Genomic DNA, 23299 nt, shown 5'->3' on the forward strand with positions numbered 1-23299 from the left:
GGGTGCAGGCAACCGACACGTTTTCTGTCGTGGCTGCCGCACTACTGATCCTGCCCTCCAGTGGGCCACGTTTCCGTCAGCGGAAGGAAGGCTGATTCATATGCCTCGCTAAGGAGCGAATTTTCACGATCCTTAGCGAGATGAGGCAGCACCTGCGGCAGAGCCTTCATCAACGGCCATGTGTACAAATCACCATTGGCAACAATGGCTTCCAGACCTGATCCCACTTCTGACGGCGACAATACCGCCAGCAGCTCCAGTTCTCGCAGTGAAATGGTCAAGATCGGTATGCCCGGATCCGGGAGTACTCTACGCACCGGCTGCGTGTTCGCCATGTAAAAGGGTTCAGCAGTGACGACAAGACCAACGAGGGGTCGGTCAGCTGGAACGTGGGCGTAGTCGGGGTTTCCGGCCCGGATTTCATCTGCGTTGTTCTTGATCTGCACAAACGCCTTTCCAAGGGCAGCATTAGCCTGCTTTATGCCGTCCGGGGTACCGGCCTTAGCCGTGTACCCCGGACGGGCAGACTTACATTCGATAAGGACCGTGACCTGGGGCGTTATGAGGAACCAGTCAGAAGAATCCACGCCGCCACGCCTCTTCTGTTGCCACCGGAATTCATCTATTACAGTGTGTTCGCCGGTGTGCCGCAGCTGCCTGCCGGTGTACGCCTGCACCCGCATCCCGAGTGCGGCACCGAAGTCGCCTTCCCATTGACGAATCCCCCGATAGTACAGATTCTCTGTCGTCATTGCTCGCAATACGAACTGAGGTTGGGGAGCATATCGGAGCCCGTCGCCTATGTCGATAAGTGGTGTCTTAACGAGTGGGTTGTAGCTGTAACGCTGGAGGTAGTCAGGAAGCTCCGGCGCTGAGCGACCGTCGTCCCTCGCTTCTTCAACAGTGGCAGTAAGAAGATCAAGCACCCGCAACCCAACTTCTGACGGGACAGCCTGTTCTACTTGTGAATACCAGTCAGCTGTAAAAACGGCCGGATCAAAGACACCGTTGTTTTGCATCGCACCCACAAAGATGATGAACGAAGCCCCCAGTGCCTGCTCGATCGTCCCGCCGAGTATTTCCTGCCACTCATCCGGTCCCGGTCGACGGTAATTTGCCGGCACATCAGTATCAGAAAACAGAATGTAGGGCCTGGCCAATTCCTCCATCATGGAGCTCTGATACGGAAACTGCTCGTAGGCGTATCGGCCCAGCATCACTGCCAGATCTTCCTCAGTCATCGAGGCGCCGTCTTTGGGATTGTCATGGGCCTCCGTAAACAGGTTCCGCATGTTGATGTAACCAGCTTCGGTCATGTCTCTGTGCCGATATTTGTTTCCGTACACCAAGGAATCCCGTGCGGCAGCGGCAAAGAACCAAGGCGGGAACCCCTTTGGCCAATTATCATCCCAGGTAGTGGTCAAGTCCTGACCCCTCGCTGCCTGAGCGGCAAGAAACGGGATCAAATCATGCGGGTTGTACTTACGCACTTCCTCGCGAAAGTGGATGTACTGGATCTTTCTATGTGCCATCAGTCTCCTTGCTCATCCACATTCTAGAGTGCCTCAACCTGGGCGGCCTGATCCTGCGGAGGTAGTTTAGTCCGGTCGGCGGACTCACAAGTTCGTTCGTATCATAAACGGCGCGGGAGATGCTGGCATACTTCAGACATGACCATCGAAACGCCTGCCCCTTCCGATGCTTGGCGCCAGCTTGGTTCCTGGATTGCCGAAGTCCAGGACCTATCCAACGACTCCCACGCGTATCCCCTTGCCCAAGGTTCCATCCTTGCGGGCGACGAATTGGGCATCTCTGAAGTACCTGGAACGGCCTCCGTAGTCAGGACTCTTCTGGACGCAGCTGTTGACGATCTGGCATCGGCTTACACCCTCGTGACGGTAGCCGGTCGTCTAAGCCCTGTCGGGGTCCCTACTTTGGTGCGCGGAGCAATTGAGCTTGCCGGTCTGGGTATGTGGGTACTGACAGGACACGAGCGATCGGGACGGCAGGAGCGGGCGCTCCGGATCGCTTATGACTCATACTCCAATGCCATTAGGTTTCACGCTCATCGCTCGAAAAGTCCGGCGTTGTCTGCCGACCAGCGCGCCAAGGCCAATGATTGGGCGGTTGAAAACAGAATTTCTGCCGCTGATTTGGCGGACGCTGCTGCCAAAGCTGGCCTGAAGAAGACGAGAGTGACGGCGCAGCTCAATCGGACGGAGGCACTGAAAGAAGTTGATACAGCTCGGGACACGCAGTTCTTCTCGGACTGGCAGCTGTGCTCAGGATTTGCCCACGGGCTGGCTTGGGCCCCCAGCATGTTTCACACCAGGGTTGGCACGCACACCATGGAAGGCGGCGGCACAATAACCCTCAGCACCATGACCGAAGAAAGTGCCTTGATAATGCTGCAGTGGGGACAACACGCCATTGAGGAGCTCAGGGGCACCTTCGGTGCCGGTCGAATATTCGTCACGGACGGTGCAGATGCAACACTCGTTTCCAAGCCTATGAAGAAGATGGAAGCCGAGACTGCTGCAAAAGGACTAAGAATTGAATACCAACGCCCGATTTCGGCGCCTCGCCGTCCCGCCAGCAGCACCGTCTTCTCCGCTGGTCCGGGCGGGTCAAAGTCCGATAAATAGAACGGGCTGCAGCCGGAGGGTAGACACCATCAAGTCATCATCAATGAGCGAATACCGGACCTTGGAGTACCGACAACATAGTTTCCGGCTTCCACCCCCACAGTGATGTGCCGTCATGACACACACTCATTGGGAAGTGTTCCCATCGCCTTCGATTTTGGAAACGAAGTCTATTGGTACATTGTCTTTGACCCACTGCTTCACTGCACTTTTCATGTCCCTATTCGTAGGGCCAAGGCGGGTGATCTGGCCTGAGAACGTGTCTAAGATCCCAAGGTCAAGATCTCGGTAGAAGTCCTTACGAATCAGATGTCCGCTGCCTGCAAAATTACTTGCCTGCTCGGGGCGCAACGCTTCAAGAATCCTCGCAAGGTGTTCCAAAAGGACAGCCAGGCAGTCACTGACCATGCCAAAGAACTCGGGATCTAGAGGTCCGAGGTAGCCCGGTCCGGTGTCTGTCATGCGTCCTAGGTACTCACCATGCCCCAAGGCGTGAACGAAATCGCTATGGACCCATGCGTTTCGCTGAAACACCGCTGCAGGGAAGAGCTCGGCCACGGCGGATGCATCTTCACTAATGCCGAACTCGTCCCACCTGAACTCTGTGTTGGTGAAGGCTTCCAGCAGGCTCCCGTCACCGACCATGTTCATTGAAAGAAGCCCCTCCCTGATCTGCATCGTACCCATCAAAAGCGAGGTGGACCAGGTCAGCGACGTAGTCACTTTGATGAACGCGTAGTGACACATTCCCAGCATCAAAAGGTAATCGTCCGAGGCGCCTATCTTGGCTGCAAAGTTCCGCCGAACCCTCTCCAGCTCAGCCCCTTCTCCCGTCCTATGCGTCATGGAACAAGCCTGACACACGTTGGAACTTGCATACTAACCTTGCGTTGGGACAGCTACACACTGGAGCTTGGGGAAACCATGCCCGTTGGCAAGATGGGTAAGACGCCGCGGTGGTCTATGTCTTCCTGAAAGGGGCCAGTCCACGACTCCTGAAAGCCGGCCGAAGCCCATCTATAGGAGTCCTCGAACGCGACAAGCCGAACGCCGGCTTAAGGGCCACAACATAACGGACATTATGGTGTGGAATTTCATCCTGCTGGGGAGTTTCAAATTTTGCGGTTGAATGTAATCTCGTCCGAACCCACTTGCCATGATTCCTAACTAGTAGGCTCCGCCTACTTCACGGAAAAGCTGTTCGATGGCTTCCTTGGATGTTGCCTCGGCCAACTTCCTCTCCAAGCTGTCATCGTTTTGACCGGAGAGCTGAATCGCCAGCAGTACGCCCCCCGCATCTTTGATGACAATTGCCGCCCGGCGGAAATCCCCATCGTGCTCACGGACATACCTAGCCAAAGCCGCCCATTTTGGTGAGGTGTCTGCCAGGGAGTGGTTGTGTGGATCTACCAGGTCGATGGCTACTCCGTCATCACCGTCATTGTGGAAGAACAAGAAGTCCGGGTACAGGTTCTTGGACACTTCGGAATCCAGATAGTGCACAGAAAGTGCTTGGCTGCCGCCGACAGGGTTTCGGTACCAGCCCAACAGCGTGCCAGAACCTTGCTCGGCTTCAAGGACGCTCTGTTCCCAACTGGTAAATCTTTCGGGGAACAGCTTGGTCTCGGGCAGCGCGTAGAGATGGCCTGCATACAGTGGCAGCTCCTCGACCAGCCCGGAGTCCTTGTTCAGGCTCTCTGTTTTCTGGGAGATCGTCTCGGGCATACCGAGGGTGTTGCTCAATGCTGAACCGATGGGGGCGAAGATGGTTTCAAATTCCTGGCGCTGGGTCGGCTTCAGGCGTGCCACCGAGCCGGCTGTGTTGCGGCGCCAGGATTCCACGCGCGCGCCGCACTGGGATTCCAATGCTTCCCGAGCCTCGGCGGACCTCGCCAGGGCAACGGTCCGGACAACCACCTCATCCCACTCTAGGTCTCCGGCAATGACCAAGGATGTGCTGTACCAAGCTGCTGCGGCATCGGGTAGCCGTCGTTTAGCTTCCTCCAGGAGCTGGCGCAGATTCTTCTGGCTGGTGGCAGCTGTACGCGAGGTAGTCCGGGTATTGGTGCCGCTGTACTGGTCGAAGGTGGCCATTTCAAAGCTCACCTCGAGTAGCGAACCAGCAACTTTGTCAATGGCCAGCTTGTTCTGGCCGTACACAGAGGCAAGGGTTTCCACGACCACGTTGCGTGATTCCTGGGTGTAAGAGGACCCTCCTGGGTGCTCGAATTCGGAGTTATCCAGCAGAGTGCCCAGACGCACCAGTCGATTCACGTTCGAAGTGAACCGGCGGACCGGCTTCTGTTCCCGTGTGAGACCGCCGATGGCGTCCCAGACGGCTGCTGGGACGTCAGGGTTTCGCGTCATACTCTTGGGATTCAGTTGTACCGGCACTTCGATGTCCGCCGAATCCATGAAGGATTTCACGACCATGGCCACTTCAACCTTGTTGAAGTGCGGCAGGTAGAGGTCGACTGCGTTCAAATCGTCGAACTCCGGCTCTTCGATGCTCTTGGCCAGCGGGTTGCGCACCATGCGCCCAATGAGCTGGGCGATTTGCGTGTGTTCCTGCGCGGTACGCAGGGACACCATGACCTCGGCGCGGGGGCAGTCCCAGCCGGTGGTCAGGGCCTGCTTGAAGATCACCGCACGCAGGTTCCCTGATTGCGAAATCGAGGTCGGAGCAATGTACTGGACGACCCTAGGCATCTCAACGCCGCTCAGCCAGGTGGTAGTCGTGATGGGTGAGTGTTCGCCGAACGAATGGGCCACGGAATCCGCGTCGTCAAAGGCATCCGAAGCATCTGTAAGTGTCTGGACGATCTCGCCGATCTTGGCGTCCGTCGTCATGTCTGGGACTTGAATCGCCAAGAGCGGCACCGGGTATGATGAAGCCCCCGTGGTACGGGCCCACTGCTGCCATTGCATATCTGATCGGTCTAGATCAGCAACAGCCTGGCGAATTAGGGTGTCATCGCTGGGCTGGTCATCCACCGCGTAACTGACGTTGATGCGTTCCTTGATGAGACCGGAGGCCCGCACCTTTTGGACATCGGCGACTACCTGTACCAGGGAACGGCCGGAGGCACCGCGCATGGCCTCCTCAAATTTCTTGGGCGTTGCTGACAACCCGATGACAATCGGAGCCGGCGGGTTCACGATCGTGCGGAACGTGTCGTTGCCACCCGGCACCTCGATGGTGGCTCCATCGAGGATACGACGCAGAATCGTCGGCCGGCTTCGGTCGGTGGCTCCTCGATGGGCCTCGTCGACGAGCACTATGAATCCGCTGCCGCGCTGCTTGACGGTGTTGCCGATGGTTTCCCACAGCGAATACCTGCGGCCGTCGCCGGTCTGGATGTGGCGCTTTGCACCGGTTCCAAGCTTTTGGACGTTCAGGAAGTAAATGAGACCGGGGCTGAATTCGTTCTGGTCAAAGTCTGCCTCGACGGTCCGGAGCATGTTCATGTTGATCCGATCAGAAGACGCCCGGATCTTCTTGCGGGACTGCTCATTGAGTTCTGCGTCGTCCGTCAACCATAGGACTGTGGTTTCCGGGCGCGGATCTGATTCCTCGGTTCCGAAGAACAACCCCTCCAGAACGGCCGAGGCAATCACAGTCTTACCGGCGCCGGTCGGAGCGCTGATGCCGATCGCAGTCTTGCGGTCGCTGTTTGTCCGGTGCCGTTGGGCAGCGAAGCTGATTTCGTTAAGCGTTTCGTCAACAACGTCGGCCTGATAGTCGGCAAGGGTGAATTTCAAGAATCGCTCCGGTTGATCTGGAAGGCGTCAAGGTAGGAGCCGTAGATTGGCTCAACGGTGATCTCGTCCCCAAACGCTTCACCGGCAAGGTCGCCCTGCTCGGGAGAGTCGGTGATGATGAAAACATGTTTGACCTGATTGGGCTTGGTGGTCAGAAGCTCAGCCAATTCTGCGGCTTTGCCTGCGTTGAAAAGCACCGCCATCGAGGACTCAACGTTCCATTCGTAGTCCTGGGGTTCTCCAGTGCGTTGAACCACGGGCCCAACTGCGCCGGACTTCAACCAGAACAATGGTGCGAGGTTCTCGTACTCCAGAGCTGCGTGGACACGGCTTTCCTCGAGGTAAGCGAGATCCAGAAACTCCACGTTTGCTGGCACGCCATCTGAGTGGGTTGAGCCGTCCTGGCGCACCCCGGTCACAACGGTCTCGACGCGCGGCTTAGTGACGTGGTGAAAAACGCCCTTTGCCTCGTATTCAGCGGAGCCTGGCTGATGTCCAGCCTTGCGCAGCGCCGCGTCGTCCTTGGCCGACAATTCATTGTTGGTGACCAGGATGCACTGACGCGTGCCTTGGTCCTCGGCGTTGAGCCGAATGACGGCCTCAGCAGTAGTACCCGAGCCGCCGAAGAAGTCGAGGATAACGGCGTCGTTGGGGGCCACCAGCCGAATCCAGCGCATCAAGACTTCATGATCTTTGGGAAAGGGGAACCGCTTGTCACCGAAAATCCCTTGAAGATGCCGCCCACTGTGAGTGCGCTGCCGCTCGAAAACTGACACAACCACTTGCCCGTCAGTGTCTTGGAGGGGTTTTTTCAGTCGTGGCGGGGTGGACGGATCGCTTCGGAAAATAATTCGTCCCTCAGCCAAGTACCGAAATAGGGTCGACTCCTCGCATCTCCAGCCATCTGAGGGGACGGCGTATTCGATGCCACTGTCTGGGTTCGCTAGCGGAGTCCTGCATCGGTTGGGACGTGCTTCAGGAGCTCTGAGGTCACCATCTGCACACAAAGTGCCGTCCGGGAGAAAGTAAACGTTCCGACTGAGCGCGCGAGTAGGCGAATCTGTTGGTTGCGCGCGGAACCAGGCGCGCATTTTTCCCTCAGCGATTTTTTCGTTCCCACCGGACTGCGCCCAAGCATCTGCTCCGGCTGCGACGACCTCGTGGATGCCTGGCTTCTCCTCGCGCCACCGAATATCTACATCGCTCATGGCTGGTTCGCTCTTTGCATAGACGAGCATGTAGTCAGCACCGTTGGAAATATAACGCGAGTCGTTCTTGCGACCACCTTGCCAAACCACATCAGAGATAAAGTTGTTGGACCCAAAAATCTCATCCATGAGCATCCGTAGCCGGTGATGTTCATTGTCGTCGATGGCCACGATGATGACACCTGTGGGTTTCAGAAGTTTCTTGGCCAGCGTCAACCGGCGTTCCATGAAGCTCAACCACTTCGAGTGTCGGAAGCTATCCTGCTCAGCGACATAATGGTCGTTGTACTGCCACGTCTTGTTGCCCGTGTTGTATGGCGGGTCGATGTAGATCAGATTCACGGATTCAGGGTGGGTGTAGCCGAGCATTTCGAGGGCGTGGAAGTTCTCCCCATTGATCACAACGTGGGCCGGGTCATCGGATTTGCCTGTACGCACGGAGCCCACGGTCTTCAGGCCAGGGAAAACCACCTCACCGAACTGTCGCGCAGCCGTTACGTTCGATAGCTTCTCTTCGATCACGTTTCCGTGCTCGTCTGTAAGAGTCACAGAGTCACCGCTGATGGCACGGACCTTGTGGAATATACCGTCGGATTCGCGGATGACTGTACGACCTCGGCGTACCTGGGACTGGGGCATCCGGATGCCTTCGGGAGAGTGCCGTTCAAAGACGAGTCCGAACTTCTTGGTGGTGCGCTCGAACTCGGCTTTCAACCTTGCTCGGAGCCCTTCGTCCGTCACCTCGTTCAAGTAGACCTCGAACATGCTTTTGGACATGACACTCCTAGAAAATCGCCGCGCGGACGGACACCAGCTTTATTTCTATCAGCAAAAGGGATGGGCGCCAGCAAATCGCAGGGTTACTGGGGTCAATGTCGCACTATTTCAACCCTCAGGCGGATTCGCTCCGAGTCAGAGCTGGTCCGAAACCTCTAGTATCGCTTCAGTCTCCGTACTCCCGCGCTCGTGGGGCATCCATCCAGATGGGCTGTAACCGATCCGCAACGGAGAAATTTCCGTTGCGGCCGTTCATACTCCTTGCGGCCAGCATTTGCCCCTCTTCATACAGGAAGCCCGCTATGAAGTCATCGAGTACCACTGACATTCAAGATGGATTTTGCGGCAGTGGGTGCACGTCAGATATGGACATGGCTGGGCTGCGGCACATTCCTAAGGTCATGCGTGGCATTCCGACGACTGTGATTCAGTTGCGGAGTTGCTGGACCGCTAGCAACATAGGGTGACGATGCTGGTGGCGCTCGAGCCGAAGCCAGGCGTGCCGGAGCCTCTGATGTTTTTCCACATCGGTGGGACAGCATTGGACTGTTCTATGACGCCATGGTGCGATCGAATGTCGCCGACAGCCTCCACATCAAGGCACTCCCCGCGCAGTACCCAATGTGCGCTCCGACCTTAAGTGCCGGCTTGGGGTGCAAGCGTGGGCTACATGTTGGCTTCGGCTAGAATCTCAGATATTTCTAGACCAAGCACCTCGGCAAGTCCGGCCAGTGTCGAGATTCTGGGATTCGAGTGCCCCACAGAATCCTTCCGCCCCGAGGACTTGGCGCCTTCGATCAATTGGAGTTGGTTTTTCGTTACTCCGGCGCGGAAGGCCAACGACTCCTGAGTGAGGCCGCGCTCCTCGCGTAGTCTGCGCAGGGTGGAGCCAAGGCGCTTCGCGTCCTCCTCGTTCCATAACATCCCTCAATGTTCTAAATGAGGCCCGAAATAGAACACCCTATATATAAGGTCTGATATATATGGTCGGGGCCATTTTGCCTCGGATGCCAACATATTTACTAGGAGTTACCCCGATGAATACTCAATTTGCTCATACACGCACCGCTAAGCTCATCGGGGTCAGCGCAGCCCTTGGATCGCTCTTCCTGGGACTCACTGCTTGCTCGCCGGCCGAGCCCAAAGAGGTCGCACTCTCAGCAACTGTTGCCGCCAGTGCTACACCAACGGCTGAAGCAGAACCCAGCGACTTCCCCGCCACCTTCTTGAGCGCCATCGACGGTGACACCGCCAAGGTCCAGCGTGTGAGCGAAAAAGATGGTTCAGCAGCGGGTGAGCCCATCTCGATCAATATCCTAGGTATCGACGCCCCCGAGATCGGCCAGTGCGGTGGGGATGAAGCTAAGGCTGAGTTCGAGCGCATCGTCAACCCACAAGCCCGCATCATCATCACCTTCGATGCGAAAGCGCCGCGGGAGGACAAAGGGTCGATTGCCCAGGCGTACATCAGCTCAGGATCCTCGGACCTAGGTGAACGCCTGGTCAGTGCAGGATTCGCCGGAGCATGGCACGCAGAGGACGAAGTGGTGCCCACGCGATTCGAGAGCTACGAGAAGGCGGCAACCGCGGCTAAGAGCGAGAAGGCCGGCTCATGGGCCACCTGCGACACCGTGGGCCGCTAAAACCGGCCTCGAAGCCACCTGTACCGTTTTTGGGTAAAAAACGGTACATCACCCAAAACCCGCTCTGACCTGCGCAAACGCTGATTTCAGCTGAACAACCCAAAAGCCTGTACCGTTTCTGTTTTCAGAAACGGTACAGGCTTTTTTGTTGAGTTTCCGGGGCGAAACGACCCAAAAACACCCCTGTACCGTTTGTACCGGTTTTTCTCAGCCCAATGCGTGTGCGTGTGCGCAGGCGTGTGCGTGCGTACAGGAGGCACGTAATCGGCGGTACAAACGGTACAACTGACTGCTCAGAGGCTATATGGCCTGATCAGAAGAGGTTTTTGGTGTGTACCGTATTTATTTTGATTGATCTTAAAAATATAGACAAACACCCCCTTCGAGCCCTCAAAATCCCCGCCAATCCGGGCCTGAGCGAGCCCAGGAAAATGTACCGTATTTTTTTTGGAAGAAACGGTACAAACGGTACAAACTGCCGCCGGCGCCTCCCCGCTGTGTATCCGCTCCCCTGAGCCATCGGTCATGAACGCGCCTCTCCCCGGTGCGATCACACTTCCGGCCTCGCTCATGTTCGGCACCGACAGCCGCAGCCTCACCTACAGCGCTATGTTCCGATTTAAGGCTCTTGTTTCGCGCCACCCAACACCTACCGCCGATCACCAAACAGCGCTGCCTGATACCCCTCCTACGGCCGCCCGTTGTGCGTCAAGGGGTCAGATGGTCAAGGGAGCACTGCGTTTTGCATCTGGGAAGGCCATCTCGCAACTCATGGCACAGTGCTGTGAGCATTCGGTGGTTCGTTCAAGCAGGTTCTCAATACGGTGAGAGGAGCATTTCCAAATTCCATCTCCGGCAGTTTGGGTGGTGAGAGCACACTTACGGCGGTCGCGATTTCCGAATCGAAAATACCCTGTCCTCGACTCATCCGGAGAATCCCTTTCAGTGGCCACGCGGCTCGGACTTTCACCTCCACTTCCAGACCAAGATCTGAGCGCTTTTCCTACCGGTCCGGCAGTCTATTCTGTCCGAGCCCGGTCTGGCCCCGCCTGGCTGAGGGCTTCTTCATTTCGAGGGATGGAGTGTTCCAATTTGGTGAGCATGGCGTTCACCGCAGAGCCAACCGTAAAGCGAGGCTTCTTTGGCTTTTCCTCGGCGGAGCGGGCCTCGGGCGTTAGTCGCGATGAAATCCCCCAGCTCAGCCAGGCGCAGCCGCCAGTGGTGAGTAAGCCAGTCTGGCCTGCGGGCAGCTAGAGCAGCTTCGTGTGTGGCGCGAAGGTCCGGCATGTATCGCTCGCGTACTTGCAGCTGCCTGTGGAGCGCGGAGGTCCGACTCGTTCGGAGATTTCGCGGACGGCAATTCCAGCGGCATAAATCTGCTCCCACTCAGAGTGTCTCGACACTTCCCAACCTGGCATGCGTCCAAGTTAGGCCATGGGAGGTGTTTTGTCAGCGGCCGTGCCAGTCGCTGCGTTTGACCCGTTGGATTAGATCAGCCGGGAACCACTCCAAGTGGTGACTGCCCGCGTCATCCCATCAGCCAATGAGGCCATAAGAGCTCGTGTAGGCGAACGCGTGGCCATACATATTGTTCACCTTCACTAGGGGTTTTCCTCAGATCGGGAAGCGGCGTGTAGCCCCGTCAGTGGGTTTCGGGTGGCGGCTCTCGGCGTCGATGATGGCCATAAGAATTGCATTGCTGTCAGGATCAAACTTATTCACGAGAATAGTATGTGTTCAGGGTCTGACATAGAACAGATAATCCATATTGATCTCACCTACCCTCATGCATGTCACCGGAACCCTGGAGTACATGGATGCAGAAAGCATCAAGGGCATAGGGGTGGGCGCCGGGCATCGACACACTTTTTCAGGGCCGGCATATGGCGCTCTGAAAGAGGAGGTCAAGTCTGGGCGGTTTCAGAAGGACTCTCGCCCGGAACGTAGGGTTCCCACAAGTCTGCTAGGTTTTTGCGAACAGTCAGTGTAAATTCTGGACATGCCTCCCACCGAACTAACTGCTCTTGCCGCGCGCCTAGGACTAGAACTAGATGAAGGTGAAGGTGAAGAACTCACCCAGGAAGCAATTAAGAAAGCTATCACGCGCGAACTTGGCGGCTTGCAAAGTGCTACAAACTCACAATTTAAGCACCAGCGGCAAGTAGTTCTCACAAGTGCCCTGGGTGAGCTTGAGGCCGCTGCCGCTACACCGTCACCGGCCTCAACAGAACTAGTTCCCATCACACTCGTGAGTCAGATGATGGAAATCATCCAAAAGAATGCTGCCCCAGCCATCGCCCCGGCCCCGGCCATCGCCCCGCCTCGTCCAGATCCAATCTCGACGATGAGGACAAACGTCAAGGCCACGGCCACCAAAGCATCGTCTGATTTCACAAAAAAACGGGCGCTACCGTTCGCTGGGGCGGGTGGATTAGTAGTTGCCGCCTACGGATTTAGGACCTACTTCAATGTCGGGGATGTAGAATTACCACCGACCCTCTTCTACCCCCTTTTTGGGCTAGCGACATTCTTCATCGTTGCTGGATACGCCTTGTCTTGGGCGGCTCAGCGAAAAGCCGACCGCTTCCTGCGGGCACTCTATGATCCTGACATTCAAGAAGAGGCCTTGGATAGCACCGCAGGGGAATCCGCAGACTATTTCGGTGACCATAGCCCCAGAGAGTTTGACAACGACGGAGCGAGTGGAAGCACAGAGTGGGCTCTTGCCGAAGAGACTGGCAGCTTCATCATCAATCGCGGCATGTATCGGGAAAATCTCATCTCCGCCGCAGACAGAAGATCTCGCGGTAGGTCTGCTTTCACAGATATTCTGTCCACGATAGACATGGATGCTGCGGCTGATGACGCTACAGGGCTGGCATTAGATCGCTTGATCGAGCTAAAGATCATAGAGCCAGTCGTTTACCGACGCCGCCAAGGGTTCAGGCTCATTCCCTGGCAGACCCATCACTGACGTGTCCCACTTCCAAGGAAGCGGGACTCCCCCGCCAATGAAATATTGTCATTTTCAAAAGCCGTCTGTACTGATGATTCCCGAGCCCGCAGCGTCCCATCGGTACGGCTCGGAGGGCTGATCCCGAGCTTGCCTCCGGGCATAAGTGAACCCCACGAGCCGGCGCTCCGGCAGGAAGATCCTCATGTGCTTCGCGAATCTTCTCACTTTCGTGGCCTCCGGATGGAACAAACTACCGGAAACGGCAGCCTTCATCAGGCTAGAGCTCGGTCACTCATCCGCTCTGGAAGAACTCCTGAACAACGAGTGCGGGACTCTTGAGATCCTTGAACGGGCTCGTCTCGTCAGCTCCAAAAACGTGTCGTACTCTGGCGCCAGGGGGTGACCGTCCGTGACATAGGCACGGTCCTTGGCGTCTCCATCAGCGAGCACAGCAAGTTATCAGCCACTAGACTGCTTCCGCAATCACAGGCTCGGTACAGCACTAAGACTGGGCGCGACGGCTTTGAACAAGCGCTTCCATGGCAATGGAGAAGCAGCCTTGAAAGAAGAAGGGCCCCACATAAGGTGCGGGGCCCTTCTCTAACTGATCTCTATCCAATGGTGCCTAATCGCTTTCGCAACCAGAGGGACGTTACCCAGAGGCATCTATCTACGATGATCATAATGTGGCGCCGTCAAATAATTCAAACCCTGCCCGTACGCAACGGCACCTGTGCCTAAAGGTCGGTGCCTGGCCATAGTCTGAAGTCATGTCGACCATCGCACCCGTTCAAGCCCCCAGTGACCTGACTGAATTCATCCAGGCGAATCCCCGGAGCCAGGCCATCGACCAGCATGGTTTCGATCTGAACCTCAAGTACTGGAATAGCCACATCGGGCACCTTCCGGGCGTACCCGTCCGTGGCATTGGCGGCGATACTGAGCGAGGTCGCGTCAGCCGCGGGTCATTGTTTGCCATGGCCGACCCTGCCTGTGAGGACGAATCCTACGAGGCTGCCTACGCACTTCTCTGGCACACCCTCGCTTGGGGAACTGGTTCAAGCCACAGAAACACCAAACAAGGCATAGCGTCAGTAGAGCAGGACGTGTCTGGCATCGGAAGTGCACTGCGTCTTGCGGCTTCTCTGTCGCGAACAGATCCCGAAGCGGACTTCAGGACACTGCAACCCAACAGACCGTTGATCAAATCTTTGGGACCGAACTTCTTCACGAAGTACCTATACTTCGCCGGCGCCGGCAACCCTGAGCATCGATGCCTCATCGTCGACAATCGAGTCTTGGCAACCCTGAGTCGATACACCGAAGAACCGCTAACCCCCAAGCACGGCAGCGGCTACGGATACAAGACTTACTCAACTGCGATTGAACTCATGGTCGACTGGGCCACACAGCTCTCCACGACGGACCGCCAAGTCGGCTTCGACGAGATTGAACGTTGGGCCTTTGCGGCCCGTTAGAAAGCAAGGAACTCTCCAATGACGACAACACTCACGCAACCGCATCCATCACCGACGTTTGAAGGTTCCCTGACTATGGGGAATCTTTTTGCGGCGGCAGGAATTGATCCGAGCCAGATTTTGCTCCTGCGACACACCAATCTCAAGCCCGGCCCTAACGGGCCCGAGGACCTCACCCCCGCGAAAATCTTGGCCTTTGTACGAATTCAGGCGGTCTCGGGCAGCAAATTTCCTCAGAAGCCCCCTTCCGTTTGGCTGAACTTTACGGCCGCTGGCGGAAACCGCTGTAGGTTCATTGGCGCCTACGAGAACAACGGCGAAGTCGTGGCCGAACGAACTGAGACGGACCGCTTCTACGACCTGACCCCGTCCCCGTGCCTGGCCTCTTTCAAGGACCGGCTGGTCATCGATTGGACTGGCGGTACGATCAACTGGGCCAGAGCTGGCGGGGCTGCTGTCGGCTTCCCCGTGACTGAAATCGCTGATGCCCAGGCACCTGTGTTTCCTGGCTTCGATCAGCTGATTCTCTCCTTCAACGAACTGCAATCGGTCATGGAGGACTCCCGCTATGAGAGCTGGCGTCAGGTTCTCAAATCTGTGCAGGGAATTTACCTGATCTCCGACACTAAGGAAGGAAAGCTCTATGTAGGAAAGGCAGACGGTAGTGAGCGGATTCTGGGGCGCTGGAGCGCCTATGCGAAGACCGGACACGGCGGCAACGTCGCGTTCCGTGAGCTGAATGGGGTGGATATGACCCACCGGAACCATTTTCAGTTCAGCATCCTGCGGGTTTTCAGCCCAGGGGCATCAACGGCAGAAATCGATGCAGCTGAGACTCACTACAAGCGGGCGCTGCTCAGCCGTCAGTTCGGACTGAACCGAAATTAGTCGCATGATCGCTAATTGTGACTTCTGGGGCTCGTATTAGCTGACGAGATTGTTTACTATTCGCTGATGAATTCATGAACGGCCACCCAATCGGATCTCCAACCACAACCTGCACACACATCTGATTCCTGATATGTATTTGCATCAACGTCATGTTTGAGCTCATTGTGCAGTCGGTAGGATTCACAACGAGGGCAGCGGCTCGGTGAACCCATTTCTTGTCGGTGGATCAGCTTCCCGAAGGTCGTGATGAGATGCGACGTTGCCTCCAACACAAGGTCCGCTTCCATTGGGGTGGCGTTGGAATAGTGCTGAAGCCAAACTGTGAGATCCCAGGTTCTGTCGACCAATGCCTTCACGTAAGACCTTAGGCGATCTTCAGTCAGGCGATCGGCGAAAATGTTTGCCCATCCTTTGAAGTCGGCGACCTTGGGAGGTTCAGCTACTTCACCGACCCATGGGTCGGCTTGGTGGGCCTTTACCAAGGCGATGAGCGAGTCTCTGCACTTGATACCTACTGACTGAAAGTCTTCTGATTCAGAGGCGCTATTCATAGTCTCCAAAGCATCGCGGAACCTTCTCCACGCCGCGGAAATATGTTTTTCATGCTCGCCATCAATTTCCATACGACTGCGCTCAGCGAGGAAATCACCGAGCCCAATATGGAAGATGAGGGCTTGCTGCGCATTCGGAAAATCATTTTGGAGATAGAGGTTCATTGGTTCCGTGATAACCCACCATCTCGTTTCAGTGCAGTGCACGTCGAACACATCATGGACCCTGCCCTGTATTCGCTTGGATTGAACCTTTTGAACTAGGGTTACTTGGTCTTCTTGAGGTGATTCCAAGTTCACATAGTCACGAACAGCGCGTTCGGCTGGTCCCATTTCAACGGTCATTGTAGGCTTCTCCCATTTTGTTGTTGCTAAGAGCCTAAGTCACATCAGACGTCATAGTGGCAGGACGGGCGCAAACTGTCATCTCGGCCCCTTTCAAAGCCAGAATAGGTCGGAATCCTGGTCATCTTGAGCGACGCAAGTGCCGTGAACCGAGCCATGTCGGAACGCGTGGCCAACTCTGGACACAGCCAGGGCTGACTCGCGAATCCTGGCTCTCACAAGCTGGGCCATGAGGTTGAAACCTGCTGCCCTTAGCCTCATTTGATTCCGTGAGTGCAAGATTCCATTCCCAAGGCCGTGCGCGGGTAAGTCAGCACGGCTAGGCTAGGCCCAATCGACGATACTTGGAGAGGGACGCCGGTGATACAGATCGCTGACTCGAATCACGACGAGTGGGACCGGATGTACGCTGCTGGCCTCCCGGTTCCCAGAATCGCCGAGCTGACTGGCTCCCGCGTCGGGACAATCCATCGGCATCTGGAGTGCCGCAGGAACATTGATCCTGACCTGGCTGCCGCCCGCGCGACAGCACCTCGAGGACCCTCCAAGGTGTGGCACAGGCATCTGGCCGAGCTTCGAGACTTCATCGCTACCCACGGCTGCTATCCCACAATCCACGGGGTGGCGGACCGTGAGGCGTTTCTCTACGGGTGGCTTTCGGACCAGCGCCAGGCGCACTTGGCACAGACCTTGGGATGGGCGAAGGCCCGCGAGATGGGGATACTGGGCGATTGGATCACGACAGATCTGGAGCGAGAGTGGGATCGGCGATGGCGGGAACAGTTTGACAGAGTGGTTGAATTCGTCGCCGAGCATGGTCGCCTACCTAGACATCCGAAGACTACGACCGAGGCAGAACATGTGCTGGGAATTTGGATGGCCACACAGCACCACAAGACACTTCACCAAGAGATACTGCCCTGGCGGTTGGAAGCGCTCAACAATGCCTTGCCGGGGTGGAGGAAGACGGCGGAGGTGACATTGAGTGAAGAGCTGCACGAACAGTAACCTCCACTGCAGTGTCCCCAAAGCAGAACAGCCCACACTAAGTGTGGGCTGCTCTGTAACTAATCTCTAGCCAACGCTGCCTAATCGCTTTCGCGAACAGAGGGACGTGATCCGTTGGTATCTGTGTAGCCCCTCCTACGCTAGAGCCTTCGTCACGTCGTAGCCGGCGGACTCCGAGAACCATTCCCTTTCGTGCACTGTCGTAACTCCAGGTGGCGCGGACCTGGCTGGTCAGCTGTCCTGAACGTCAGATATCGGTGCGGCACACCCTCGTAGACATTGGCCCAGCGTCTCCGTGGCCGTCAAAGACGGCCCGGGAGTCCGTGGGATAGATTTCCAATCTCACGAAAGGCCACACCATGAAGGGCAGAACCCACAATCGTCTCCGCCAGCAACTCCCTACCGATTTGTTTCAGGCATGAGCGCCGAAAGCAACGCCCGGTCCCATGCTGAGCAATTTCATTGGTGGCGCGGCAACCCTGAGATGACCCAGGACGAAGCCGAACTGCGCGATTTTATGGCCCTGAGAGATGCTGCTGAGCAGTTGATCGCCCTGCGGGTGCAGGACATGCGCGAAGACGATGACATGACTTGGGCAAACATCGCAGCCATCCTGGGTACCAGCGCGCAAGCCGCCCGTGTCCAGTACGCCGGGAAGGAATAACAAGCGGCACATCCACTTCTGGCTAGAGACCCCGAGGCAATCGCCTCGGGGTCTCTAGCTTTTGTGGGCGAGGAGACAGGCCCAAATCCCTTTGCTCAACCATCCACGCCAGGGTCGCGTCGCACCTCGTCGGCCGCTACCGTCTGGCGGCTGAGGAACCAGCTTCTGAGTCCGGCGGATGGTTCAGGAAGCTATTCCACATATAGGCAGTGCCCCGGTCCCCATCGCGGCGCCAAAGACGTTGAGGCGATGGATACGTGGGCCGCAACTCAGGGCCACGAGCGAGGTGAATCACTACTTTCGACTCATACGTTACCCTTCATTGCCCGTTGGGCTAGGTAGTCGATTAGTCGAATGGATTGATTAAACCAGAAATGATTGACCTGAGCTCTAGGAGATTGACCTGAGCTTCAGGAGAGGGTTACGTGGATGCTGGGCGGTCACACAGGCCACCCAAGAAATGGGGAAAAATGCGATACAAGACTTCATTGTTAGTTAGCTCAGCGACATTGGTGGGGTTGCTGTTCAGTGGCGCACCTGCGATGGCGCAGTCACCAAGTGAACTGGAGCCTTTGGAGGTTCTTGAGTCGGCCGGACTTTACTCGACTCCTTCGTTCGCAGCTACTAGCAAGGGTATGCAAGCTCAGTCTGATCCGTCGGGAGATTCGGTGTCATCTGAGTCAAACAGCACTGTGAATACTGTGGCCACGGATGCCGGCCTGAATTTGGTCGACGAGCTGGGTGCAACTCAGTTGACGATGAGTCCTGTCATCAAGGGCGCACCTGTCGTCGAAGGTGGGGCGGCCACGTATAAAACTGATCAGGGGTATTCCATGGTCCTCACCGATTCGACAGCCGGGCTTTCGGCGGGCTACAGCATCATCACGTCAGCGGATGCACCTTCCAACTACAGCTACTCCTTCGATGTTGATGGATCACCTGCCAATCTGTCTGCTCTGGAGGATGGCTCGATCTTGGTTTCCGACAAGGACGGGAACCCCTCGAGCCTTGTTGCCCCAGCATGGGCAAAGGATGCTAACGGCACCTATCTCGAGACCAAGTACGAGATTGAAGGCAATGTCCTAACGCAGACTGTCAATCTCGATGGTGCTGCATTTCCCGTAATTGCCGATCCGCGACTGCAGCAGAACCTGGCATTTTCCACAATAGAATTCACCCGCAGCGAGACCAACACCGCTTCATCCAGCACTGGCGGATTTATCGCCATTTGCGGCGGAGCTACAGCAGTATTTGCGCCGATTGGTGCAGTCTGTGGCGTCTTGGCCGGGGCATCGATCATTGTAGCTACCCAAGCCAAGAACACAGGCAAGTGCCTCGGCATCCGTATTGGGAACTGGGGAACAGCACCATTCCCCGTAATCGTGAACTGCTACGCTTAGTCGATAGCTTTGGTCCAGGGTATAATTCCGAGCCTTTGACCTCAAGGTTCTCTCAAGAACTACTCAGAGAAAGTGAGGTGAAGACACATGATGTCTTCAACCGAAATCCGCAGAATTGCCTTCAAAACAAGCTTCCGAAAGTACACGATTTTGTTTTTGGCGTTTTGCGTCTCGATCTGCGTCCTCCAGTTTATTGTGTGGCCAGGAAACGAAGTGTTCTCGAACACAACAGCTCTGCTGGTACCAACCGTGGTCTTTTTGTTCTTTTTCAAATTGAACGCTTCGGCACGAAAAACGAAATCGATTAGTCACAGATAGCACGTTAGAGCGTTATCCCCCGTTGGCGCTACACTCGCCAAGGCAAACGAGGAAAACAATCTCGACTATCCTGCACATAGAGTCGTTGGACAGGGTCGCACCTTCTGGTGCGGCCCTGTCTTGCTAGGCTCCCACCAAGCTGAAGTCTGACTACCAGCACCCAGACGGTGCCCAACAAAGAACGCAGCACCAACTCTCAGCTCTGAAATCCGCCCGTAGGTGCCAACCGGCACCTACCAATATCCTGGCCCACGCCAACGCTTTGAGTACCTACGGTTTCTACCACCCAGAGCCCTGCCTCATCTCTGGTCCTCGAATAGTCAAAATCCCCTTGCTCAACCATCTACGCCAAGGTCGCGTCCTATTTCGTCGGCGGTAGCCGTATGGCAGCGCCCCGCCCGAATGTCCTGAACTTTCAGAGCGGCGATATCAGCCTGAGCAACACAGATGTACTGGTTCATCTTGACGATCGGCGGCAGCTTCATGCCGGCCAGGCGCTTCACAGTTTCTGATGTCGGACGATTGAGTTCCTTGTCCAGGGTCACCTTTACCTGGGCAGCAAGAATTTCGCGACGCAAGGTATCGAAGACCTGATCCCTGTTTTCCGGGTCGTATGCTCTGCTGATTGCCATCGTTGTCCTCCTTGGTGCTTACATTGTGGCGTGTTGCAGGGTGCCCGTCTATGACTCCGGGACGACGCCGGATAGATCGTGGAGGCGGCAGTCGCATCCAAGATCTTGATGATTCGCTGGTGAACCTCAGGGCCTAGCCTCGAGATCTCATAACGGTGTGACCTACAAGGGCGGCGACATAGTCTTTTGCGAGGGGCCCGTGACCATCTGCAAGCCCAATTTTGACCCGTTCGCTGCGCACACGTGGCCAGAAATTGGTCACAGATCTTCTGGATCAGTGTCCCGCAAACCGGCGTGATGGGCAGTGGGAGTTGCGGGTGCAATGTGGGTGCGATGTGTACAACCCTGGGCAACAATGGGTTGACTAAGGGCTACGAGCTTGTCTGGCAGGCACAGGGCTGATCCCGCTGCTCCATAGCTGAAGTCCGACTGCCAGCACCCAGGCTGTGCCCAACGAAGAACGCAGCACCGACTCTCGGCCCTGATACCCTGAGCCCTTCCTCATCCAGTGTCCCCGAAGAGTCAAAATCCCCTTGCTCAACCATCCAGGCCAAGGTCGCGTCTCACTTCGTCGGCCGGCATCGTCTGACGGCGCCCCGCACGAATGTCCAGGGCCTGCTTAACAACGGCACAAGTTTGAACATCACAGGAGTAGTGGGTCATCTGTACTATCGGCGGCAGCTTCATGCCGGCCAAGCGCATGACCATCTCGGATGTCTCACGCTTGAGTTCCCTATCCAAGGTAACTTTCAGCCGAGCGGCAAGAATCTCGCGACGCAACATATCAAAGACCTGATCACTGTTTTCTGGGTCATATGCTCTGCTGAATGCCATCGTCGTCCTCCTTGGTGCTTCCATTGTGGCGTGTTACCGGGTGCCCGTCCATACCCACGGTGACGGTGAACCGATGGCCATAGGAGCTGTCAGCGCTAAGCAGCCGCAAAATCCCCAGCAGGCTATCCGCCTAGTTTAGAAGGCTGCAACGTTGGTCGGGAACTGATGAGTTGGTTCATGAATTAGCGCCAGCTTCAAACTCGTTCTGAGGTTGATCATCCAGCACGGCTGCGTAATATTTGGCAGAATCGTCCAAGGTCTTCAGCGGCCGCACATAGCGTGCCAGATCCACTGAGAAGCCAGCCAAACGAGACCTGCCCGGTGACATCTATATGGTCGTGAATGCTGCTGCCAAGGGTGGGTACATCGTGGCCAATTTCGGCTGGACGACGACCAGAAGTCTGTTGCCTCAAGTGGGCGTATGGCTGGCCGTAACCGGCACCTTCAACACCCTGGGCTGGGCATCGCAATTCGCTATCGTGTTTGAAACACCTTCCCGGTGGCGGACCTCCCAGCAAGCAATCTGGCCCTGTGTACCGCGTCGACTTCGAGGACTACGTTGTCGACGTCACGGACAGTCTTGTCCTATTCAGTCCACGGCCAACGGGCAACGTGCACCCCATCACAGCGAAAGTAGGGCAATGAACTTCAGCGGACTCCAAGGCCTCAGACGCCGACACAGGCTATCCGAGACCAAACTTCACCATCCCTCTGCACCAGCAAAGGCGGCTGGTCCCCCTATTTTGGAGCTCGAGCTAGGTATCGGTAGGGACGGAACGCCGATCAGCTGGATATGCCAATCCACTCCGGGCAAATTGTTGGTCCAAGGACCTGCCAACTCAGGGAAGACATCTCTGCTTGCATCCATGGCGTCCCAGGCCACCGAGCATCTCGACGTCTACGCCTACCTCAACAGGGAAACCAACCGATCTCCAGGGTTCAAGGTCCAAACCAACGACCCTGTTGGCGCGATCGAACTTCTATTGGATGTACGGGATTCGATGAAATCAGCGCTGAACCAGCTCCAGGTCTACGAAGATTCATTTCTGACGGATGCCCAGCGACGTAGCCCTTCCTGGATGAACCTCTCCGCCTTGGCGCGGAAAGCGCCGCCCATTTGGCGCTCCATTTCTGCCATTGTGTTTATTGACGATTTCGACGCGCTCTGCAGAGAGTGGACCCGAGGCGGCTCACGCTATTCCCACCCGCATGGCCCGTCTGGCATGGTAGAGGAGCTCGCCAGGGATGGAGCAACAGCAGGGATCGGTGTTGTAGTCGCTGGACGTTCCCTAGCCCGGACCACCATCCCCTATGTATCTCGTGAAGGGTCTCTGCCCACCAGCACGCTGCTGCTGGGCCCTTCTACACTGGCCGAGAGGGAATCGTTCCTAAGCACGGACGTTGCTTCCCTTGAAGCGGGACAAGGGTCCGGACTCTATGAAGCCTGGGGAAGTGACGCTGCCGAAGTTGTTCAAGTAGATAACGCGAGGACTGGCGAGGTTCACGCACCACCCATCGAATAGCAGCGGTTTCTCGCCTAGCCCCTGGAGCTGTATTCAGTTACAAAGTAGCCCCTGCGTATCAGCGCAGGGGCTACTTTTTTACACATCGGAGACTTTTGCTCAGCTTTGATTAGCGCTCAGCGATCACGCAACCTCGACGGAACTCAGATGGCACGTTGTGAAGTGTCGGGTCCAGTGGGACGCTTTCACCCAAGGCAAAAGCAATGCGCGGACGGTCGCCACCGGGGGTCGTGTAGGTCTCTTTGGAGAGATAGACACCAATGACTGACCAGGCACCAATCGACATTTTGTCCTTCACCGCCACGAGAACCTGGACATCTTCGCAAGAAGCGAAGGTACGCGGCCAGCCGGCATGAGCTGCCCAGGCTAGTTGCGTCATGGATCCACCAAGGGCGTAAGAATCGTTCACAGAGACAAAAATAGTCTTGCGGGTCATGAGATTTTCCTATCCGACAAATGCGCGGAAGGTCGCGGGCCCGGCTTGGCTGGGGCCCTCGACTGCCGATGCTGTCGAGTAAAGCGATCACCTAGTGCGTTCGCAGTGAGAAGACTATAACACAGTCCCGAGAAGCCACCGGCAGGGACGGTTTGGGATAACCGACGAGCAATAATCACTCCCCGAAGCCGCTGAAACGCAGAGTCCGCGATGTTTACCCGCAGGCCC

At 56.4% G+C, this 23299-nt stretch carries 19 protein-coding genes; 10 read left to right on the forward strand and 9 right to left on the reverse strand.

Annotated elements, in window-relative coordinates; translation table 11 throughout:
- Window positions 1-41 precede the first annotated feature (41 nt).
- Window positions 42-1532 carry a hypothetical protein gene (locus CVS27_RS11095; RefSeq protein ID WP_103465795.1) on the reverse strand — a complete coding sequence of 497 codons (1491 nt, stop codon included), beginning with the start codon at window positions 1530-1532 and terminating at the stop codon, window positions 42-44.
- A gap of 138 nt (window positions 1533-1670) precedes the next feature.
- Here CVS27_RS11095 and CVS27_RS11100 point away from each other — a divergent pair, with 138 nt between their 5' ends.
- A complete protein-coding gene (locus CVS27_RS11100; RefSeq protein WP_103465796.1) occupies window positions 1671-2645 on the forward strand; it encodes a hypothetical protein in 975 nt (324 codons plus the stop codon).
- Window positions 2646-2771: 126 nt separating this feature from the next.
- On the opposite strand, the gene CVS27_RS11105 is transcribed toward CVS27_RS11100, so the two are convergent.
- From CVS27_RS11105 to CVS27_RS11120, 4 genes are all read right to left on the reverse strand, one after another.
- Window positions 2772-3491, reverse strand: coding sequence for a hypothetical protein (locus CVS27_RS11105; protein WP_103465797.1), 720 nt, complete (start codon window positions 3489-3491; stop codon window positions 2772-2774).
- 321 nt (window positions 3492-3812) lie between these two features.
- The gene (locus CVS27_RS11110; protein WP_103465798.1) at window positions 3813-6407 is read right to left on the reverse strand and encodes a DEAD/DEAH box helicase; all 2595 of its coding nucleotides are present in this window, start codon (window positions 6405-6407) and stop codon (window positions 3813-3815) included.
- On the reverse strand, window positions 6404-8392 hold the full coding sequence (locus CVS27_RS11115) for a site-specific DNA-methyltransferase (protein ID WP_103465799.1): 1989 nt from the start codon (window positions 8390-8392) through the stop codon (window positions 6404-6406). Before CVS27_RS11115 ends, CVS27_RS11110 begins: the two co-directional genes overlap by 4 nt.
- 666 nt (window positions 8393-9058) lie before the next feature.
- On the reverse strand, window positions 9059-9316 hold the full coding sequence (locus tag CVS27_RS11120) for a helix-turn-helix domain-containing protein (protein WP_103465800.1): 258 nt from the start codon (window positions 9314-9316) through the stop codon (window positions 9059-9061).
- A gap of 113 nt (window positions 9317-9429) precedes the next feature.
- Here CVS27_RS11120 and CVS27_RS11125 point away from each other — a divergent pair, with 113 nt between their 5' ends.
- The 4 genes from CVS27_RS11125 to CVS27_RS11145 all read left to right on the forward strand — a co-directional run bounded on the left by CVS27_RS11125 (window position 9430) and on the right by CVS27_RS11145 (window position 15357).
- Window positions 9430-10035 (forward strand): thermonuclease family protein, encoded by a 606-nt coding sequence (locus CVS27_RS11125; RefSeq protein WP_165788296.1) that lies wholly within the window; start codon window positions 9430-9432, stop codon window positions 10033-10035.
- Window positions 10036-12034: 1999 nt separating this feature from the next.
- The gene (locus tag CVS27_RS11130; RefSeq protein WP_103465802.1) at window positions 12035-13009 is read left to right on the forward strand and encodes a hypothetical protein; all 975 of its coding nucleotides are present in this window, start codon (window positions 12035-12037) and stop codon (window positions 13007-13009) included.
- 752 nt (window positions 13010-13761) lie between these two features.
- Window positions 13762-14469 (forward strand): 8-oxoguanine DNA glycosylase OGG fold protein, encoded by a 708-nt coding sequence (locus CVS27_RS11140; RefSeq protein ID WP_103465804.1) that lies wholly within the window; start codon window positions 13762-13764, stop codon window positions 14467-14469.
- Window positions 14470-14487: 18 nt separating this feature from the next.
- Window positions 14488-15357, forward strand: a complete 870-nt coding sequence (locus tag CVS27_RS11145; RefSeq protein ID WP_103465805.1) for a GIY-YIG nuclease family protein — start codon at window positions 14488-14490, stop codon at window positions 15355-15357.
- 56 nt (window positions 15358-15413) lie between these two features.
- Here the strand turns inward: CVS27_RS11145 and CVS27_RS11150 are convergent, their stop codons facing one another.
- Window positions 15414-16256, reverse strand: coding sequence for a hypothetical protein (locus CVS27_RS11150; RefSeq protein ID WP_133162919.1), 843 nt, complete (start codon window positions 16254-16256; stop codon window positions 15414-15416).
- Between the two features lie 360 nt (window positions 16257-16616).
- Here CVS27_RS11150 and CVS27_RS11155 point away from each other — a divergent pair, with 360 nt between their 5' ends.
- The 4 genes from CVS27_RS11155 (at window position 16617) to CVS27_RS20535 (ending at window position 19636) form a co-directional block, all read left to right on the forward strand.
- Window positions 16617-17264, forward strand: coding sequence for a helicase associated domain-containing protein (locus CVS27_RS11155; protein ID WP_103465807.1), 648 nt, complete (start codon window positions 16617-16619; stop codon window positions 17262-17264).
- 418 nt (window positions 17265-17682) lie between these two features.
- Window positions 17683-17928, forward strand: a complete 246-nt coding sequence (locus CVS27_RS11160; protein ID WP_103465808.1) for a hypothetical protein — start codon at window positions 17683-17685, stop codon at window positions 17926-17928.
- Window positions 17929-18398: 470 nt separating this feature from the next.
- Window positions 18399-19328 carry a hypothetical protein gene (locus tag CVS27_RS11165; RefSeq protein ID WP_133162920.1) on the forward strand — a complete coding sequence of 310 codons (930 nt, stop codon included), beginning with the start codon at window positions 18399-18401 and terminating at the stop codon, window positions 19326-19328.
- 77 nt (window positions 19329-19405) lie between these two features.
- A complete protein-coding gene (locus tag CVS27_RS20535; protein ID WP_133162921.1) occupies window positions 19406-19636 on the forward strand; it encodes a hypothetical protein in 231 nt (76 codons plus the stop codon).
- Window positions 19637-19981: 345 nt separating this feature from the next.
- Here the strand turns inward: CVS27_RS20535 and CVS27_RS11170 are convergent, their stop codons facing one another.
- Both CVS27_RS11170 and CVS27_RS11175 read right to left on the reverse strand, forming a co-directional pair.
- Window positions 19982-20278, reverse strand: a complete 297-nt coding sequence (locus CVS27_RS11170; RefSeq protein ID WP_103465810.1) for a hypothetical protein — start codon at window positions 20276-20278, stop codon at window positions 19982-19984.
- Between the two features lie 537 nt (window positions 20279-20815).
- Window positions 20816-21112: a hypothetical protein gene (locus CVS27_RS11175; protein ID WP_103465811.1), complete on the reverse strand. Its 297-nt coding sequence runs from the start codon at window positions 21110-21112 to the stop codon at window positions 20816-20818.
- 866 nt (window positions 21113-21978) lie between these two features.
- Between CVS27_RS11175 and CVS27_RS11180 the strand changes: the two genes are divergently transcribed.
- Complete coding sequence (locus tag CVS27_RS11180; protein ID WP_103465812.1) at window positions 21979-22635, forward strand: hypothetical protein; 657 nt, start codon at window positions 21979-21981, stop codon at window positions 22633-22635.
- A 109-nt stretch (window positions 22636-22744) separates the two neighbouring features.
- Here the strand turns inward: CVS27_RS11180 and CVS27_RS11185 are convergent, their stop codons facing one another.
- The gene (locus CVS27_RS11185; RefSeq protein WP_103465813.1) at window positions 22745-23071 is read right to left on the reverse strand and encodes a hypothetical protein; all 327 of its coding nucleotides are present in this window, start codon (window positions 23069-23071) and stop codon (window positions 22745-22747) included.
- Between the last annotated feature and the right edge of the window lie 228 nt (window positions 23072-23299).

The organism is Arthrobacter glacialis (genome assembly GCF_002909445.1).
Lineage (GTDB): Bacteria > Actinomycetota > Actinomycetes > Actinomycetales > Micrococcaceae > Specibacter > Specibacter glacialis.

What these genes read in the sequence shown, in the direction of transcription:
- CVS27_RS11095 (WP_103465795.1), bottom strand. Translation starts at nt 1,532, where the DNA reads ATGGCACATAGAAAGATCCAGTACATCCACTTTCGCGAGGAAGTGCGT.
- CVS27_RS11100 (WP_103465796.1), top strand. Translation starts at nt 1,671, where the DNA reads ATGACCATCGAAACGCCTGCCCCTTCCGATGCTTGGCGCCAGCTTGGT.
- CVS27_RS11105 (WP_103465797.1), bottom strand. Translation starts at nt 3,491, where the DNA reads ATGACGCATAGGACGGGAGAAGGGGCTGAGCTGGAGAGGGTTCGGCGG.
- CVS27_RS11115 (WP_103465799.1), bottom strand. Translation starts at nt 8,392, where the DNA reads ATGTCCAAAAGCATGTTCGAGGTCTACTTGAACGAGGTGACGGACGAA.
- CVS27_RS11120 (WP_103465800.1), bottom strand. Translation starts at nt 9,316, where the DNA reads ATGTTATGGAACGAGGAGGACGCGAAGCGCCTTGGCTCCACCCTGCGC.
- CVS27_RS11125 (WP_165788296.1), top strand. Translation starts at nt 9,430, where the DNA reads ATGAATACTCAATTTGCTCATACACGCACCGCTAAGCTCATCGGGGTC.
- CVS27_RS11130 (WP_103465802.1), top strand. Translation starts at nt 12,035, where the DNA reads ATGCCTCCCACCGAACTAACTGCTCTTGCCGCGCGCCTAGGACTAGAA.
- CVS27_RS11140 (WP_103465804.1), top strand. Translation starts at nt 13,762, where the DNA reads ATGTCGACCATCGCACCCGTTCAAGCCCCCAGTGACCTGACTGAATTC.
- CVS27_RS11145 (WP_103465805.1), top strand. Translation starts at nt 14,488, where the DNA reads ATGACGACAACACTCACGCAACCGCATCCATCACCGACGTTTGAAGGT.
- CVS27_RS11150 (WP_133162919.1), bottom strand. Translation starts at nt 16,256, where the DNA reads ATGACCGTTGAAATGGGACCAGCCGAACGCGCTGTTCGTGACTATGTG.
- CVS27_RS11160 (WP_103465808.1), top strand. Translation starts at nt 17,683, where the DNA reads ATGAGCGCCGAAAGCAACGCCCGGTCCCATGCTGAGCAATTTCATTGG.
- CVS27_RS11165 (WP_133162920.1), top strand. Translation starts at nt 18,399, where the DNA reads ATGCGATACAAGACTTCATTGTTAGTTAGCTCAGCGACATTGGTGGGG.
- CVS27_RS11170 (WP_103465810.1), bottom strand. Translation starts at nt 20,278, where the DNA reads ATGGCAATCAGCAGAGCATACGACCCGGAAAACAGGGATCAGGTCTTC.
- CVS27_RS11175 (WP_103465811.1), bottom strand. Translation starts at nt 21,112, where the DNA reads ATGGCATTCAGCAGAGCATATGACCCAGAAAACAGTGATCAGGTCTTT.
- CVS27_RS11180 (WP_103465812.1), top strand. Translation starts at nt 21,979, where the DNA reads ATGGCGTCCCAGGCCACCGAGCATCTCGACGTCTACGCCTACCTCAAC.
- CVS27_RS11185 (WP_103465813.1), bottom strand. Translation starts at nt 23,071, where the DNA reads ATGACCCGCAAGACTATTTTTGTCTCTGTGAACGATTCTTACGCCCTT.